The organism is Streptomyces cyaneochromogenes, from assembly GCF_003963535.1.
GTDB lineage: Bacteria > Actinomycetota > Actinomycetes > Streptomycetales > Streptomycetaceae > Streptomyces > Streptomyces shaanxiensis.
Genome location: NZ_CP034539.1, coordinates 4,889,251 through 4,904,708, shown reverse-complemented (window position 1 = coordinate 4,904,708; position 15,458 = coordinate 4,889,251). Strand labels below are relative to the sequence as shown.

12 protein-coding genes are annotated in these 15,458 nt (G+C 69.6%); 8 read left to right on the top strand and 4 right to left on the bottom strand.

Annotated elements, in window-relative coordinates; all coding sequences use genetic code 11:
- Positions 1-12: 12 nt before the first annotated feature.
- The 4 genes from EJ357_RS22140 to EJ357_RS22125 form a co-directional block, all read right to left on the bottom strand.
- Complete coding sequence (locus tag EJ357_RS22140) at positions 13-633, bottom strand: hypothetical protein (RefSeq protein WP_126393321.1); 621 nt, start codon at positions 631-633, stop codon at positions 13-15.
- Between the two features lie 70 nt (positions 634-703).
- Positions 704-916, bottom strand: coding sequence for a hypothetical protein (locus EJ357_RS22135; protein ID WP_228473128.1), 213 nt, complete (start codon positions 914-916; stop codon positions 704-706).
- Entirely contained in the window at positions 913-2,499 is a 1,587-nt protein-coding gene (locus EJ357_RS22130) for an alpha/beta hydrolase (RefSeq protein ID WP_228473127.1), read from the bottom strand. Before EJ357_RS22130 ends, EJ357_RS22135 begins: the two co-directional genes overlap by 4 nt.
- A gap of 221 nt (positions 2,500-2,720) precedes the next feature.
- Positions 2,721-3,515: a polysaccharide deacetylase family protein gene (locus EJ357_RS22125; protein ID WP_126393320.1), complete on the bottom strand. Its 795-nt coding sequence runs from the start codon at positions 3,513-3,515 to the stop codon at positions 2,721-2,723.
- 230 nt (positions 3,516-3,745) lie between these two features.
- Between EJ357_RS22125 and EJ357_RS22120 the strand changes: the two genes are divergently transcribed.
- The 8 genes from EJ357_RS22120 to EJ357_RS22085 all read left to right on the top strand — a co-directional run bounded on the left by EJ357_RS22120 (position 3,746) and on the right by EJ357_RS22085 (position 15,452).
- Positions 3,746-4,948, top strand: coding sequence for a hypothetical protein (locus EJ357_RS22120; protein WP_228473126.1), 1,203 nt, complete (start codon positions 3,746-3,748; stop codon positions 4,946-4,948).
- A 380-nt stretch (positions 4,949-5,328) separates the two neighbouring features.
- The gene (locus EJ357_RS22115; RefSeq protein WP_126393319.1) at positions 5,329-6,816 is read left to right on the top strand and encodes a xanthine dehydrogenase small subunit; all 1,488 of its coding nucleotides are present in this window, start codon (positions 5,329-5,331) and stop codon (positions 6,814-6,816) included.
- Positions 6,813-9,293: a xanthine dehydrogenase molybdopterin binding subunit gene (gene xdhB / locus EJ357_RS22110; RefSeq protein ID WP_126393318.1), complete on the top strand. Its 2,481-nt coding sequence runs from the start codon at positions 6,813-6,815 to the stop codon at positions 9,291-9,293. The genes EJ357_RS22115 and xdhB overlap by 4 nt, the downstream gene beginning before the upstream one ends.
- 1 nt (position 9,294) lies before the next feature.
- Positions 9,295-10,104 (top strand): xanthine dehydrogenase accessory protein XdhC, encoded by an 810-nt coding sequence (gene xdhC / locus EJ357_RS22105; protein ID WP_126393317.1) that lies wholly within the window; start codon positions 9,295-9,297, stop codon positions 10,102-10,104.
- A 262-nt stretch (positions 10,105-10,366) separates the two neighbouring features.
- Complete coding sequence (locus EJ357_RS22100; protein ID WP_126399794.1) at positions 10,367-10,819, top strand: nucleoside deaminase; 453 nt, start codon at positions 10,367-10,369, stop codon at positions 10,817-10,819.
- A 283-nt stretch (positions 10,820-11,102) separates the two neighbouring features.
- Complete coding sequence (locus EJ357_RS22095) at positions 11,103-12,062, top strand: cucumopine synthase-related protein (protein ID WP_126393316.1); 960 nt, start codon at positions 11,103-11,105, stop codon at positions 12,060-12,062.
- 2 nt (positions 12,063-12,064) lie between these two features.
- Positions 12,065-13,126 carry an NAD(P)/FAD-dependent oxidoreductase gene (locus EJ357_RS22090; protein ID WP_126393315.1) on the top strand — a complete coding sequence of 354 codons (1,062 nt, stop codon included), beginning with the start codon at positions 12,065-12,067 and terminating at the stop codon, positions 13,124-13,126.
- Positions 13,127-13,193: 67 nt separating this feature from the next.
- The gene (locus EJ357_RS22085; RefSeq protein WP_323378042.1) at positions 13,194-15,452 is read left to right on the top strand and encodes a carbamoyltransferase C-terminal domain-containing protein; all 2,259 of its coding nucleotides are present in this window, start codon (positions 13,194-13,196) and stop codon (positions 15,450-15,452) included.
- The last annotated feature ends 6 nt before the right edge of the window (positions 15,453-15,458 follow it).

The window sequence follows — 15,458 nt, the reverse complement described above, 5'->3', positions numbered from 1 at the left end:
ACGGGGTGCGCGTCAGTGGGCGAACGGCGGCGCGAAGCACCCCGTTTCCAGGTACGGCCCGTTGGCCCGCACGTCGAAGTTGGACTTCTGCAGGAACGCCGTGACGCAGGCATCCGCATGGACGCGCAGGCCGACCCGCGCCCCTTCGGGGGTGACGTACCCGCCGTCGCGGTAGCGCGACTCCATCTCCTGGACGGTGAGCGACCCACCGAGCCGCCTGCCGTCCGCGGAGATCCGCTCCTCCTCGTACCCGAGCCGAAGCAGCGCCGCGCGCACCGTCGCCGGGTCCCACTTCCGCTGCTTCCACAGCCGCTCGAGCACCGGCCTGATGCGCTCGGCCTCCCGCTCGGCGTCCTTCGCGTGCGCGGGAGACATCTCGCCGGGCTGCCGGTGGGCGTTGTTCTCGTTGTAGTGCGGAGCACCGTCTCCGGCCCCCGGCTCCACATACGGCGAGGCTCCCGGCGCGGCGCTCTCAGAAGCGCTCGCCGACGCACTGGCCGATGTGCCGGGCGTGGCCCCGGCCGCCGGATCCGACGCCCGCACCTGACCGCAGGCGGTGAGCGCCAGTCCGGCGGCCAGGAGGAGCCCGACACCGGCAACAGGGCTACGACGGACGGAAGTTGAGGGGGTCATGCCGGGAGTCTGTCACCCGGGTCGAGCGCCCGGATGGGTAGTTCCACGGGCGGGACCTGAGTACGCGTACTCACGACATGTTCGCCTCGTCCTTCGCCTCGTCGGGGAAGAACAGCCGCACGCCCCCGTAGATCGCCCCGAAACAGCCCAGTACGAGAGCGAACCGTCCGACCCGTGCAGGGCCCTCCCAGTCGGCCGGAGGCCCGAGAGCCAGCCAGAACGCGACAGCCATCGCCGCGAGCACCAGCATCAGGCCGGCCGACCGGCGCACCACGTGCTTCATTCGGCGGCCAGGCCCGGGATCCCGGGCGGCGTCGGCAGCGGCAGCGGGTTGGCGCCGCCCCGATCGCCCGCCGCGGGGGCGGCCTGGCAGGTCAGGTCCGCCGCCGGCAGCCTGCCGGTGGTCAGGTAGGCCGTGGCCGTCTTGTCCGCGCACGACTTGGAGCCGTAGATGCCGTGTCCGACGCCCCCGGCGACGGTGACCATCTTCGCGCCCTTCATGACCCGGCGCAGGCCCTGGCCGCTGGTCAACGGCGTCTGGGGGTCCCACTCGTTCTGCAGGATCAGCGCGCCGACCTTGTTGTCGACCTTCGTGGCGGCCTCACCGCCGTTCTTCTTCCAGAACGCGCACGGCATGATGTTGGAGACGAAGTCGCCGTACAGCGGGTACCTGGCCTTGTCCCGGATCGCGTCTTCGCGGTACTGCTCGGGATCGCGCGGCCAGTTGCGCGTGTCGGCGCAGACGACGGCCCAGAAGCCGGCGGTGCCGTTGTCCGAGGGCACGGCGCGGCCGAACGACGGCGGTTGCGGCGTGGGCGACGCCGGCGTCGTGGTCTCGGGGGCGGCGGACCGACGGCTTCCCGCGGCGGCCTTCTTCAGTTCGACGACCGACTCGGCGGCCTCGCGCACGCTGAAGAACGTGCCACGGCTGCCGGAGCGGATGTCGTAGCCGGTCAGCTTGGTGCCGTCGAGGTCGATCGGCTTGCGGTCGGCCTGGGCGACCAGGTCGTAGAAGGTCTTGCGGACCGCCTCGGGCGTCGCACCCAGCTTGTACGTGGAGTTCCGCTCGGCGGTCCACTCGGTCCACCGCGTGAAGGCGGGCTCGCTGCCCTCCGCCCAGACCTGGATCATGCCGCGCCAGACCCGGGCCGGGTCGACGGCGCTGTCCAGCACGAAGCGGTCAACGCGCTTGGGGAACATCTGCGTGTATACCGCGCCGAGGTAGGTGCCGTACGAGTACCCCAGGTAGGAGATCTTCTTCTCGCCGAGCACGGCACGGATCACGTCCATGTCCCGGGCGGTGTTGCGGGTGGTGATGTGGCGCAGCTTGTCGCCCTGCCTGGCGTCGCACTTCTCGGCGACGGTCCGGGCCCACTTGACGTCCTTGGCGAACGTCTCGGCCTTGTACGCCCGTTCCCAGTTCTGCTCCCCGTCCGTCAGGCGGCAGCCGACGGGAGAGCTCTGGCCGATGCCTCGCGGGTCGAAGCCGATGAGGTCGTACTTGTTCTTCACGGACTTCGGCAGCTCGCCCGCCAACAGCTGCGGCAGGTCGAGGCCCGGCCCTCCCGGGCCACCCGGGTTGAGCAGGAGCACACCGCGGCGCTCGCTCTTCTTGCTCGTCTTCAGCCTGGATATCGCCAGGTCGAGCTTCTTGCCGTTCGGGCGGCTGTAGTCGAGCGGCACCTTGATCGTGGCGCACTGGAAGGCCGCCGGCATCGCCGAGTCACATCGATGCCAGGCCGGCTTCTGCTGAACGTACTGGCTCAGGGGGTTCCCGGCGGCCGATGCCGGGGCCGGCGCGAGCGCGGGAACGAGCGCGGCGACGGTACCGACGGCCAGGAAGGGGGCTATTCGACTTCTGCGCACGTGGGGGGTCCTTGGAGTGGGTACAGATGACACGCACCAACCCTTCCGTGCGGAGGAGTTGGGCGAATCCATCACAGGGGCAGGATTTGTCCGACCGGGGAGGGACAGCCGGCGTCACGGATGGTCCGGGAGTCGCACAACCGCGACCGGCTGCGCACCGTCTTGCTCAAGTGGCCCTTGTTCAGGCGGACCTTGGGCAGGGCGAGGCAGGGCTGGGCAGGTCAGCGCACGGGAAAACCGAAGGAGTACCCCTGCTCCTTCAGCCACGGCAGGAGTTCACGCAGGGCGGCCACGGTCTGGGAGCGGTCTCCGCCTCCGTCGTGGAAGAGCAGGGTCGGGCCGTTGGACATCTCGCCCTTGACAGTCGCGACGATGGCCGCCGTACCCGCCCGCTCGAAGTCCTTGGAGTCGATGTTCCAGCCGAGCGGACGCATGCCACGGGACGCGGCGAGGTGCCGGCTGTACGGGGTGAAGGCACCTCCCGGGGCGCGGTAGTACAGCGGGCGGACGCCCCCGGACGCCTTGGTGATCATGCGTTCAGCGTCCAGGATCTGCTGTGACTGGTAGGCCTCGGACTGGCGGTCCATGGTGACGTCGTGCGAGACGGTGTGGTCGCAGAGCCGGTGCCCGGCCGCCACCACGTCCTTGACCAGGTCCGGGTGGGCCTGCGCCTGCGTGCCCACCATGCAGAACGTGGCCTTCACGCCGTTGTCCCGCAGCACCTCCAGCATCTGCGGCGTCCAGGCGGGGTCCGGCCCGTCGTCGATGGTGATGTTGACGCTTCGGGCGCCTCCGTCGGAGGCATGCTCGATCTCCTCCGACACCGGCACGGTCTTCTGGCCCTGCGCCTGGGCGTCGGGCCCGGACGGCGACGCCGAGACACTCCCTCGGTCGGGCCGTCCCTCGGACGACCCGAACCGGGTGTCCCAGAGCGAGGTCATGGCGGCCACCGCGGTCACCCCGAGCGCCGCCGCGATCACCTTGCCGTACCAACCCCGTCCGCCGCTGTGCGCCATGTCTTCAGTTCCTTGCCGTTGCTGTGGGGGCCTGTGCGTCCGGCAAGAGGGGGGAAAGCGGCCGCGGGATCCGTCTGTTACCGATCACGCACAATTCCGCAGGGATGCCGCGACGACCGGCCGACGGATCGCGCTCACGGACCGAACCCGCACTGCCCTCAGGCCATCTCAAGGAGGGGGACGACCAGTGGGCACCGTGCGAGGCGACGAGAACCGGAGGGGGGAGAAGCGTGCCGGCGATCAGTCAGCGGGTGCACCTGGTGCTGCTCACGGCCTGGACGACCCTGTGGTTCGCCGTGGTCCAGCCGAACGGAGGTTTCTCCTGGCACTACCTGCGCACCGGCGGGGAGCTGCTGTACGCGGGCACGGGCAGGCCGGACGGCGGTCTCGCCCTGTACGCCCACCACCCCGAACTGCAGATGGGCCCCGTCAGCTTCCTGACGGCGGGCCTGTTCAACCCGTTTCCCGAGCCGGTCGGGCAGTTCCTCGCCGCCGCCCTGATGTCCCTGCTCGGCCTGGTGATCCTGGTGGTCGCCGGACGCAGCGCCGCCTGGCACTTCCTGGGCACCGGGACCAACCACCAGCGGCTGCGGCAGCGCGTGCTGATCGCGGGCTTCGCCTTCATCCCGATGTGGATCGAGGTCTCCGTCCGCTTCGGTCACCTCGACGACGTACTGGCCCTCTTCTTCACCGCCCTGGCCGTGCACTCCCTCACCCGCGGCAACGCCGCCGCGACCGGCATCTTCCTGGCCCTGGCCATGGACTCCAAACCGACCGCGCTGGTCTTCCTGCCGCTGCTGCTCGCCCTGCCGAGGGGGCAGTGGCTGCGCGCGGGCCTGTGGTGCGCGGGCCTGGTGGCGGCAGCCTGGCTGCCGTTCTTCCTGGGCTCCCCCGAGCCGTTCGCCGCGGCCGAGTTCACCATCCCCAACCAGCCCGCGTCCGCGCTGCGCTGGCTCGGCGTCGACGACCCGCAAACCCCTCCCTGGGACCGGCCCGCACAGGCCGCCGTTGGCCTGGTCCTGGGCTGCGTCGCCGTCCGCCGAGGCCGCTGGCCCGCCGTCGTCCTGCTCGGCGCCAACGCCCGGATCGTCCTGGACCCCAGCGTCTACACGTACTACACCGCCTCCGTCCTGCTGGGCACCCTGCTGTGGGACGTGATCGGCCAACGACGCCTCGTGCCCTGGTGGAGCTGGATCGCGCTGATCACCCTGTACGGCACCGTCTTCGTCGTCCCCGACGACGCGACGCGCGGCCTGATCCGCCTGACCTTCGTCGTCGTCTCCACGGCATACGTCCTGCTCTGGCCGGTACGGGACCGCCGCCGACGCCGACGGCACCCCCCGTCCCTGCGCGGCGGGCGTGCGGGGAGCGAGGACACCCCGGACGTGACGAAACGCACGACACCGGGCATGCCGACGGCGCCGAGCCCCTGACCTGCCACGGGGCCGTGGCTTTCGAGACGCCGGGGCCACCCCCTTGACCTCGGTGGCGGCGGCCACTAATTTGCGGTAGACGTCGACCCATAACCACCGAAAGGAGGCGACCAGCAGATGAACACCAGCTCTGATCTCGGTCGCCTCGCCCAGCGCACGGTCTGGGTTCCGGGTCGGATCGCGCACGGCTGCTGAGTAAGCCGTTCTGATGTGCCCCTTCGTGGCACATTCCGCATTTCCCGTCACCATTTTTCGGCACGTCGCTGTCGCGTGCCCTTGTGCGCCCGCTCCGTTCACGTGGTGCGTTTGAACACAGAAAGCTGCCTGAAATTGGCGAACATGATGAATCGACCTGTCACGCACGGAAACGAAGGCCTGTCATGACTGAGGCGCGGATCACGGTCAACGGGAAAGAAACACCGATTTCACCGGCTGCGCCGCACACCACCGTGCTGGATTTCCTGCGCGAGCGTGGCCTCACCGGCACCAAGGAGGGCTGCGCCGAGGGTGAGTGCGGCGCCTGTTCGGTCCTGGTGGCGCGTCCCGGGGTGAACAAGCCGACCGACTGGGTGGCGGTCAACGCCTGCCTGGTCCCGGCCGCGGCGCTCGACGGTCAGGAGGTCATCACCTCCGAGGGCCTCGCCACCGTCGGCGCGGACGGCACGCCGCCCACCCCGCACCCGGTGCAGGAGGAGATGGCGGTCCGCGGCGGCTCGCAGTGCGGCTACTGCACGCCCGGATTCGTCTGCAGCATGGCCTCCGAGTACTACCGGCCCGACCGCTGCGCGCACACGGACTCCGACTCGCACTCGGACTCCGGCGCGGCCGACAGCGCCGACCACGAGCACGGTCCGAACGGGTTCGACCTGCACGCGCTGAGCGGAAACCTGTGCCGATGTACCGGGTACCGCCCGATCCGCGACGCCGCGTTCGCCGTCGGTGAGCCCACGGACGAGGACCCGCTGGCCCAGCGCCGCGAGCAGGCCCCGCCCGCCCCGGTCGCCACCGAGTACACCCAGGACGACAGCACCTTCCTGCGGAAGGAAACCCTGGCCGAGACGCTGGAGCTGCTGCGCGAGCGGCCCGACGCGGTCATGGTCGCCGGCTCCACCGACTACGGCGTCGAGGTGAACATCCGCTCCCGCCGCGAGGACTGCGTCGTCGCCATCGACCGGCTGCCCGAACTGAGGGAGCTGCGCGTCGAGTCCGACCACATCGAGATCGGGGCGGCGCTGACGCTCACCGAGATCGAGCGCCGCCTCGACGGCCAAGTCCCGCTCCTCGCCGAGCTGTTCCCGCAGTTCGCCTCCCGGCTCATCCGCAACAGCGGCACCCTCGGCGGCAACCTGGGCACCGGCTCGCCCATCGGTGACAGCCCGCCGGTGCTGCTCGCCCTGGAGGCGTCGCTGGTGCTCGCCGACGCCGACGGTGAGCGCGTGGTCCCGCTCGCGGAGTACTTCACCGGCTACCGGCAGAGCGTGCGCCGTCCCGGCGAGCTGATCCGCGCGGTGCGCGTCCCGCTGCCGCTGTCGCCGGTCGCGGCCTTCCACAAGATCGCCAAGCGGCGCTTCGACGACATCTCCAGCGTCGCGGTCGCCTTCGCGCTCGACATCGAGGACGGGATCGTCCGCAAGGCGCGCATCGGCCTGGGCGGCGTGGCCGCCACCCCGATCCGCGCCCTCGCCACCGAGGCCGCCCTGGAAGGCAGGCCCTGGTCGGCGGAGACTGTAGAGACCGCGGCCCGGGTGCTGAGGGGTGAGGGCACGCCGATGGACGACCATCGCGCCAGCTCCCTCTACCGTTCCGCGATGCTCGGCCAGAGCCTGCTCAAGCTGCACGCACAGAACACCGAGGCGGTGTCGTCATGAGTCACCTGTCCGAGCGCCCCGAGAAGCCGGTCGTCGGCGTCTCCCTGCCGCACGAGAGTGCCTTCCAGCACGTCACCGGCGCCGCGCTCTACACCGACGACCTGGTCCAGCGCACCAAGGACGTGCTGCACGCCTACCCGGTCCAGGTCATGAAGGCCCACGGCCGGATCACCGCCCTGCGCACCGAGCCGGCGCTCGCCGTGCCCGGTGTGGTCCGCGTGCTGACCAAGGCCGACGTGCCCGGCGTCAACGACGCCGGCATGAAGCACGACGAGCCGCTCTTCCCCGACGAGGTCATGTTCCACGGCCACGCGGTCGCCTGGGTGCTCGGCGAGACCCTGGAGGCGGCCCGGCTCGGTGCGGCGGCCGTCGAGGTGGAGCTCGACGAGCTGCCCTCCGTGATCACGCTGCAGGACGCCATAGCGGCCGAGAGCTTCCACGGCGCCCGGCCGCTCATGACGCACGGCGACATCGACGCCGGCTTCGCGGACTCCGCGCACGTGTTCACCGGCGAGTTCCAGTTCTCCGGGCAGGAGCACTTCTACCTGGAGACGCATGCGGCGCTGGCCCAGGTGGACGAGAACGGGCAGCTGTTCATCCAGAGCAGCACCCAGCACCCGTCGGAGACCCAGGAGATCGTCTCCCACGTGCTCGGCGTGCCCGCCCACGAGGTGACCGTGCAGTGCCTGCGGATGGGCGGCGGCTTCGGCGGCAAGGAGATGCAGCCGCACGGGTTCGCGGCCATCGCCGCCCTCGGCGCCAAGCTGACGGGCCGGCCGGTCCGGTTCCGGCTCAACCGGACCCAGGACCTGACCATGTCCGGCAAGCGGCACGGGTTCAACGCCACCTGGAAGATCGGCTTCGACGCGGAGGGCCGTATCCAGGCCCTGGACGCCACCCTCACCGCCGACGGCGGCTGGAGCCTGGACCTGTCCGAGCCGGTCCTCGCCCGCGCGCTGTGCCACATCGACAACACGTACTGGATCCCCAACGCGCGCGTCGCCGGCCGCATCGCCAAGACCAACACGGTCTCCAACACCGCGTTCCGCGGCTTCGGCGGGCCGCAGGGCATGCTGGTGATCGAGGACATCCTGGGCCGCTGCGCGCCGCGGCTGGGCCTCGACCCCATGGAGCTGCGCGAGCGCAACTTCTACCGGCCGGGCCAGGGCCAGACGACGCCGTACGGGCAACTGGTCACCCAGGCCGAACGGATCTCCACCGTCTGGCAGCAGGTGCGGGACGACGCCGGCATCGCCGACCGGGGGCGCGAGATCGCCGCGTTCAACGCCGCGCACCCGCACACCAAGCGGGCGCTCGCGATCACCGGCATCAAGTTCGGTATCTCGTTCAACCTCACCGCCTTCAACCAGGGCGGCGCACTGGTGCTGATCTACAAGGACGGCTCCGTCCTGATCAACCACGGCGGCACCGAGATGGGCCAGGGCCTGCACACCAAGATGATGCAGGTGGCCGCGACCACGCTGGGCATCCCGCTGCACAAGGTGCGCCTCGCTCCGACGCGGACCGACAAGGTGCCCAACACCTCGGCGACCGCAGCCAGTTCGGGTGCCGACCTCAACGGCGGGGCGATCAAGAACGCCTGCGAACAGCTGCGCGGACGGCTGCAGCAGGTGGCCGCCTCCCAGCTGGGGGTGAACGCCTCCGACGTACGCATCGTCGAGGGCGTCGCGCGCGCTCTGGGCAGCGACAAGGAGCTGGGCTGGGACGAGCTGGTGCACACCGCGTACTTCCAGCGGGTGCAGCTGTCGGCGGCCGGTTTCTACCGGACCGAGGGGCTGCACTGGGACGTGAAGTCGTTCCGCGGTACGCCGTTCAAGTACTTCGCGTACGGCGCCGCGGCGACCGAGGTCGAGGTCGACGGGTTCACCGGCGCGTACCGCATCCGGCGCGTGGACATCGTGCACGACGTCGGCGAGAGCCTCTCCCCGATGATCGACATCGGTCAGGTCGAGGGCGGCTTCGTGCAGGGCGCGGGCTGGCTGACCCTGGAGGACCTGCGCTGGGACACCAGCGACGGCCCGAACCGCGGCCGGCTCCTGACCCAGGCGGCGAGCACCTACAAGCTGCCGAGCTTCTCGGAGATGCCCGAGGAGTTCAACGTCAGGCTGCTGGAGAACGCCACCGAGGAGGGCGCGGTCTACGGCTCCAAGGCGGTGGGTGAGCCTCCGCTGATGCTGGCGTTCTCGGTGCGCGAGGCGCTGCGGCAGGCCGCTGCCGCGTTCGGGCCGAGCGGGGTCAGCGTCGATCTGGCCTCGCCCGCGACGCCGGAGGCGGTGTACTGGGCGATCCAGGAGGCCCGCCAGGGCGGCGACGCCTCGCGGCTCGTGCACGCCGTCAACGGGACCGCCGTGAACGGTCACTCCGCGAACGGTCACTCCGGCAACGGTCAGTCCGGCAACGGTCAGTCCGGCGACGGCAAGGTCCGTACCGACGCGGAAGCGCTGAGCGGTGCCTGACATGACGTGGATCGCCGCGGTCGCACGGTTGCGAGCACGCCGGGAGCCCGGCGTGCTGGTGACCGTCGCGACCGTGCGCGGCCATGCCCCGCGGGACGCCGGAGCGAAGCTGGTCGTGGGGCGGAGCGAGACGTGGGGCTCGATCGGCGGGGGCAACGTCGAGGCCGTCGCGATCGACCGGGCCCGCGAGATGATCGCCGCGTCCAAGCCGGAGCCCGAGCTGATGGATTTCGCGCTGAACGACAAGGTGACCAACCAGCACGGCGTGCAGTGCTGCGGCGGCACGGTCCAGGTGCTGCTGGAGCCGCTGCCGGTCGTACGGGCGGTGGCGATCTTCGGCGTAGGGCACGTCGGTCTCGAACTGGCGCGCATCCTGGCACGTCAGGACCTCGACCTGCATCTGATCGACTCCCGCGCCGACATCCTCACCAAGGAGCGGCTCGACGTGCTGGCGGACGCGGTGGCGCAGGTGCACACGCATCACACGCCGCTGCTGCCCGAGCAGGTGCTGGAGGATTTGCCGCCCGGCACCCACATCCTGATCATGACCCATGATCACGCCGAGGACGCCGCTCTGTGCGACGCCGCCCTGCGCACCGCCCATCTCGGCTCCATCGGGCTGATCGGGTCGGCGGCCAAGTGGGTGCGGTTCCGTAAACGCCTCGCCACCGAGGGCGGTCACGACGAAGCCGCCATCGATCGGATCAAGACCCCGATCGGGCTGGCCGACATCACCGGCAAGGAACCCGCGACCATCGCCGTGAGCGTCGCGGCCGATCTGCTGCGCGCTTTCGAGGGCGAGGAGCGCTGACCCACCCTCGGCTCTTCGATCCTGTTTCGGACGGAAGGCGCTGAGGTTACGGGCTCCCGCCATTCATGCGAATCTACAAGAGGGGCCAGCCGACCAGCCAATTCCTTCATGGTTTCGGTGACTGACCCTCGACGGGGCCCGACGGGTGTACTTGCGCTGTTCCGCACAAACAGCAACGGGGAGTTCCCGCCGTCTGCAAAAAGGAGTAACCGTGACCGCGCACATCCAAGAAGCGAGCATCCAGGAGATCGAGCGCGCCTGGATGGACGAGGCCATCGGCCTTGCCACCACCAGCGTGCAGAACGGCGGCGGTCCGTTCGGCGCGCTGATCGCCAAGGACGGCGAGATCGTCGCGATCGGGAACAACAAGGTCACGTCGCACCTGGACCCGACGGCGCACGGCGAGGTGAGCGCCATCCGGGCCGCCTGCCAGAAGCTCGGCACCTTCTCGCTCGAGGGCTGCGTCCTGGTCACGTCGTGCGAGCCGTGCCCGATGTGTCTGTCCTCCGCGCTGTGGGCGCGCGTCGACCGGATCATCTTCGCCGCTGACCGGGACGACGCCGCGGTGGCCGGTTTCGACGACCGCAAGTTCTACGACCTGTTCGAGAAGCGGCCTTCGGAGCTGTGGCCGCTGGCGATCGAGCGAGTGGACATGCCGAACCGCACGGCGCCGTTCGACGCGTGGCTGGCGAAGACCGACCGCGTCGACTACTGAGAACCCGTCGACTACTGAGAACCCGTCGACTACTGAGAACCCTTCGAACGAGGCCTCTGAGCCGCCGTGTTGAGACCCCGACACCTCAACACGGCGACCTGGGGGCCTCGTCGGCGTTCTGCCCTTGTGCAATTGGCCAAGCCCGTCTGAGCTGCGGTTCCGTAGAAACGCACAAACTGCGGCTGTCGAGCCGATCAAGGTTTCATGCTTTCAACGCCTGCCCGGAACAGGCCAGTTGGCGATGGACTCCCAGGACAAGCCGAACCAACGAACGGGGAAAGCCTTGTCCGAGAAGTTGCCTGGCCGTCAGATCGAGATCTCCTGGCCCGACCTCGGCATCACGGTCACCGCCGACCTTGACGACCGCAACCCGGCACTCGCCGAAGCCCTGTGGGAGTCCTTGCCCTACCAGAGCCTCCAGGGACACGCCCTCATCGCGGGAGAGCACCTCTACCACGTGGCGCCGATACCCACGCTGCTGCACACCCCCCACACCACCCGGATCCCCGACCGGCGCGACGCCCCCGACGGCACCGTGTTCTGCTCGGGCCTGCAGCACCTGGGCATCAAGTACGGCACCCTGACCGAGCCGATGCCCGCCACCCCCGTCGGCCGGATCCGTGAGGCGGACATGCCCGCCCTGCGGGAAGCCGGGGCCGCGATCTGGGACGCCGTCTACTCCACGAAGAAGCAGATCCTCGCCGAAGTCCGCCGCGCGGGTGAGCCGGGCGGCCACCGCATCCCGATGCTCCACGCCACCAACACGGCGGCCAGTCACCTGATCGCCGACATCGTCGCCGAGACCGAGCGGATCTGGCTCGCGCCCCCGGCCGAGCTGGACGACCTCCACCAGGGCATCATCCCCTCCCAGGCGGGCAACTTCGGCACCGTCCTGCCCACCCTGCTGTTCGTCAACGGCGAGACCCGGCCCCTGGGATACGCCGCCTACGGCGGACTCGTACGCGCCGCGGTCCAGGGCATGCCGATGGACTCCCTCGTCCACATGACCCGCCTCCTGGTCGGTGTCCCCGCCGAGTTCCTGGGCTACTGCGGTCTGGAGAAGCTGTGGGCGTTCACCCAGCGCTTCCTCGACGTCCTCGACCGCCTCGACCGTGACGACTTCTACGCCGTCACCAGCCAGATGGCCCTCTACATCAACTGCCTCGGCGGCTGGAACCTCCAGCTGTACCCGTGGGACACCGGCGACCACCTGCGCCGCCAGGACGCCACGGTCGGCGCGTAGCCATGCCCGCACAGACCTTGAGCGCCCTGCCCGCCCGCGCCGACGCCGTCGTCATCGGCGGGGGAGTGATCGGAACCTCCGCCGCCTACCACCTCGCCGAAGCCGGCGTGAACACCGTGCTGCTGGAACGCGGAAGCCTCGGCGGCGGGGCGTCCGCGCACACGGCGGGCATGGTCCGCACCTACTTCCCCGGCGACCCCCGCACCGGGCAGATGGCCGTGCGCAGCCTGAACGCCTATCAGGACTTCGCCCGCCACACTGCGGCCCCCCTCGCCCTGAAGCGGCTCGGTTTCCTGGTGCTGTTCACCGACGAACAGCAGATCGCCGACTTCGAGGCCGGCCACCAGGCCCAGCGGGCCGCCGGCGTCCAGGTCGCCCTGATCAGCGCCCGCGAAGCGGCCGCACGCAACCCGCTGATCAACGAGCGCGTCGTCCTGGCCGCCGCCTGGTCGCCCGAGGCGTATCACGTGGACGGCCTCGACATCGTCCGCGGCTACGCCGCCGCCGCCCGCAATCACGGCGCGCGCCTGTTCACCCACACACCCGTCACACGCATCGACGACGACAACACCCTCCACACCCCGCTGGGCGGCATCAAGGCGGACAGCATCGTGTGCACGGCCGGGCCCTGGTCCGGCGAAGTGGCGGCCATGGCGTCGGTCGACCTGCCGATGAGACCCCACGTGATCGAGATGCTGTTCACCGACATCCCGCCCTTCCCGCACCCCGATCTGCCCATGACGATGGACGCCGCGTCCGGCCTGCGGATCCGCTCGTGGAAGGACCGCGTCCTCCTCGCCATGGGCGCACCCAAGGCCGGCGAAACGCGGGATGCCTGGCTCGGCCGTATCGGCGGCCATCTCGGCACGCTGTTCCCCGCCCTGGACGGCATCGGCCTGCACCGCGCGTGGAGCGGCGACTTCGACGCCAGCCCCGACAACACCGCCTTCATCGGCGAACACCCCACCCGCCGCTTCCTGTACGCGGCCGGATTCACCGGCGCGGGCCTGTGCCAGGCGCCCGCGGCCGGGGTGAAGCTCCGCGACCTGCTGATGGCCAAGTAGCCCCGTAACAGGCCCCACAACAGGAAAGATTGCTGTGATCGTTCTCGGATGTAATGGATTCAGCCGGGTGTCGGAGTTCTTCTCCGAACGCTTCGGCGCGACCGGCATCAACAAGCACTACCTCCTGGGCCACGACGCCGCCGCCGCACTCCTGATCGACGGCCGCCTGGTCGCCGCGGTGGAGGAGGAACGCCTCAACCGGGAGAAGAAGACCACCGACTTCCCCGTGAACGCGATCGACTGGTGCCTCGCGGAAGCCGGGATCACGTACGACGACGTAGACCTGTTCGCCTTCCCCTGGAACTGGTCCGCGCAGGTTCTGGACGAGACCCTGGACGCCATCCGCGCCTCGTCGGCACCACAGGACACGAAGACCGGCCTCATGGCCGACATGACCGACCTGTACGACCAGGTCGTCAGCCCCGAAGCGATCCTCGCGGACTTCGAAGCCCGCACCGGACACCGCCCCGACCCGGCCAAGGTCCGCTTCGTACCTCACCACTTGGCCCACGCGATGACCGGCTACTACCTGGCCGGCATGAAGGACGCGGCCTTCCTCGTCAGCGACGGCCGCGCCGAACGCTTCTCGACCTTGACGGGCGAGATCCGCGACGGCCGGATCACCGTCTTCGACGACACGGTCATCGGCGCCCAGTTCTCCATGGGCACCCTGTTCTCGTCCATCACCCGCTTCCTCGGTTTCGTCCCCAACAACGACGAGTACAAGGTGATGGGCCTGGCCGGATACGCGGCCCCGCCGACGCCGAACCCGTTCATCGACAAGCTTCTGACGTTGCACGACGATGGCCGTTACACCTTCACCAAGCCCTTGCAGACCGACAACCTGCACAGCCACGACGCCCTGTTCGAGGAGTACTTCGGCCCCTTCGAGGACACCCTCGCGTACACGTCCCGCGTCGCGGCCGCAGCGCAGGAGATGCTGAACGTGGCCACGGCTCACCAGGTCAGCCACTTGGAGAAGCGGACGGACCTGGACCGGCTGCTGTTCGAGGGCGGCGTCGCCCTGAACTGCCTCAACAACACCCCGCTGTTCGAAGGCTCCCGCTTCGAGGACATGCAGGTCAGCTTCGGCGCCTCCGACACGGGCATCACCATCGGAGCCGCGGCCCACGCCTGGCTCAACCACCCGGACACCGCCCCCGCGGACATCAGGGCCGCGTCCGGGCCCATCACCCCTTACCTCGGCCCGTCCTACGACGAAGCCGCGATGGAGAAGGCCCTCCAGCCCTTCACCGACCTCGTCGTCGTCTCGCGCCTGGACGACGACGAGGTGATCGACCAGGTGGCGAAGCTGCTGACGCAGAAGGTCGTGATCGGCTGGTTCGAAGGCCGTATCGAGCACGGGCCACGCGCGCTGGGGCATCGCAGCATCCTCGCCAACCCCGGCTTCAGCGACATCAAGGACATCATCAACACCCGGGTCAAGCACCGCGAGCCCTTCCGCCCGTTCGCTCCCCTCGTCCTCGAGGAGCAGGCGCCGCAGATCTTCGACATGGGGCGCAAGAGCAGTTCCCCGTACATGACGTTCGTCTTCCCCGTGCGCGACGAGTACAAGGACCGCATCCCCGGCGCCGTACACGTGGACGGCACCTCGCGCATCCAGACCCTGACGGACGAGGGAACCCCGCGCCTTACGGCGCTGCTGCGGAAGTTCACCGAACTCACCGGCACCCCGTGCCTGATCAACACCTCGTTCAACGTCGCCGGCGAACCCATCGTCTGCACGCCCACCGACGCCCTGAACTGCTTCATGGGCACCGAGATCGACTACCTGATCCTCGGAAACCACCTCGTCGCCAAGAAACAGAAGAAGGAGCACCCCGTGCCGACGATCCAGCGCAAGCACACCATGTACCACTCCACCGTCCTCGATGCCGACCCGGACACCGTGTGGGCGACAGTGCGCGACGCCATGCAGATCCTGGACATCGTGTCCCCGGGCGACCTGGACATCCACCGGGACGTCAGCTGGGTGGAAGGCGGCTCGGTCGACACCGTCCCGGCCCGCTATGACTTCAAGCTCACGCTCAACGGCCGTCTCGTCCAGCAGGAGATCGCCGCCCGCGACGAGATCAACAAGACCCAGTCCTACCGGGCTGTCGCCCCCACCAGCGGTGTCGCCAAGTACGAGGCCACCATCCGCGTATTCCCCATCACCAACGACCCGGCCCGCAGCTTCTTCGACTGGTCGCGGACCCTGGACATCGCCGAGGACGCCGACCTGAACGTGGTCGAGGCCATCATCGACGTCATGGAGAAGCAGACCGACGCCGTACGGGACCACTTCGCGAAGACCGCGAAGTGAGTGACG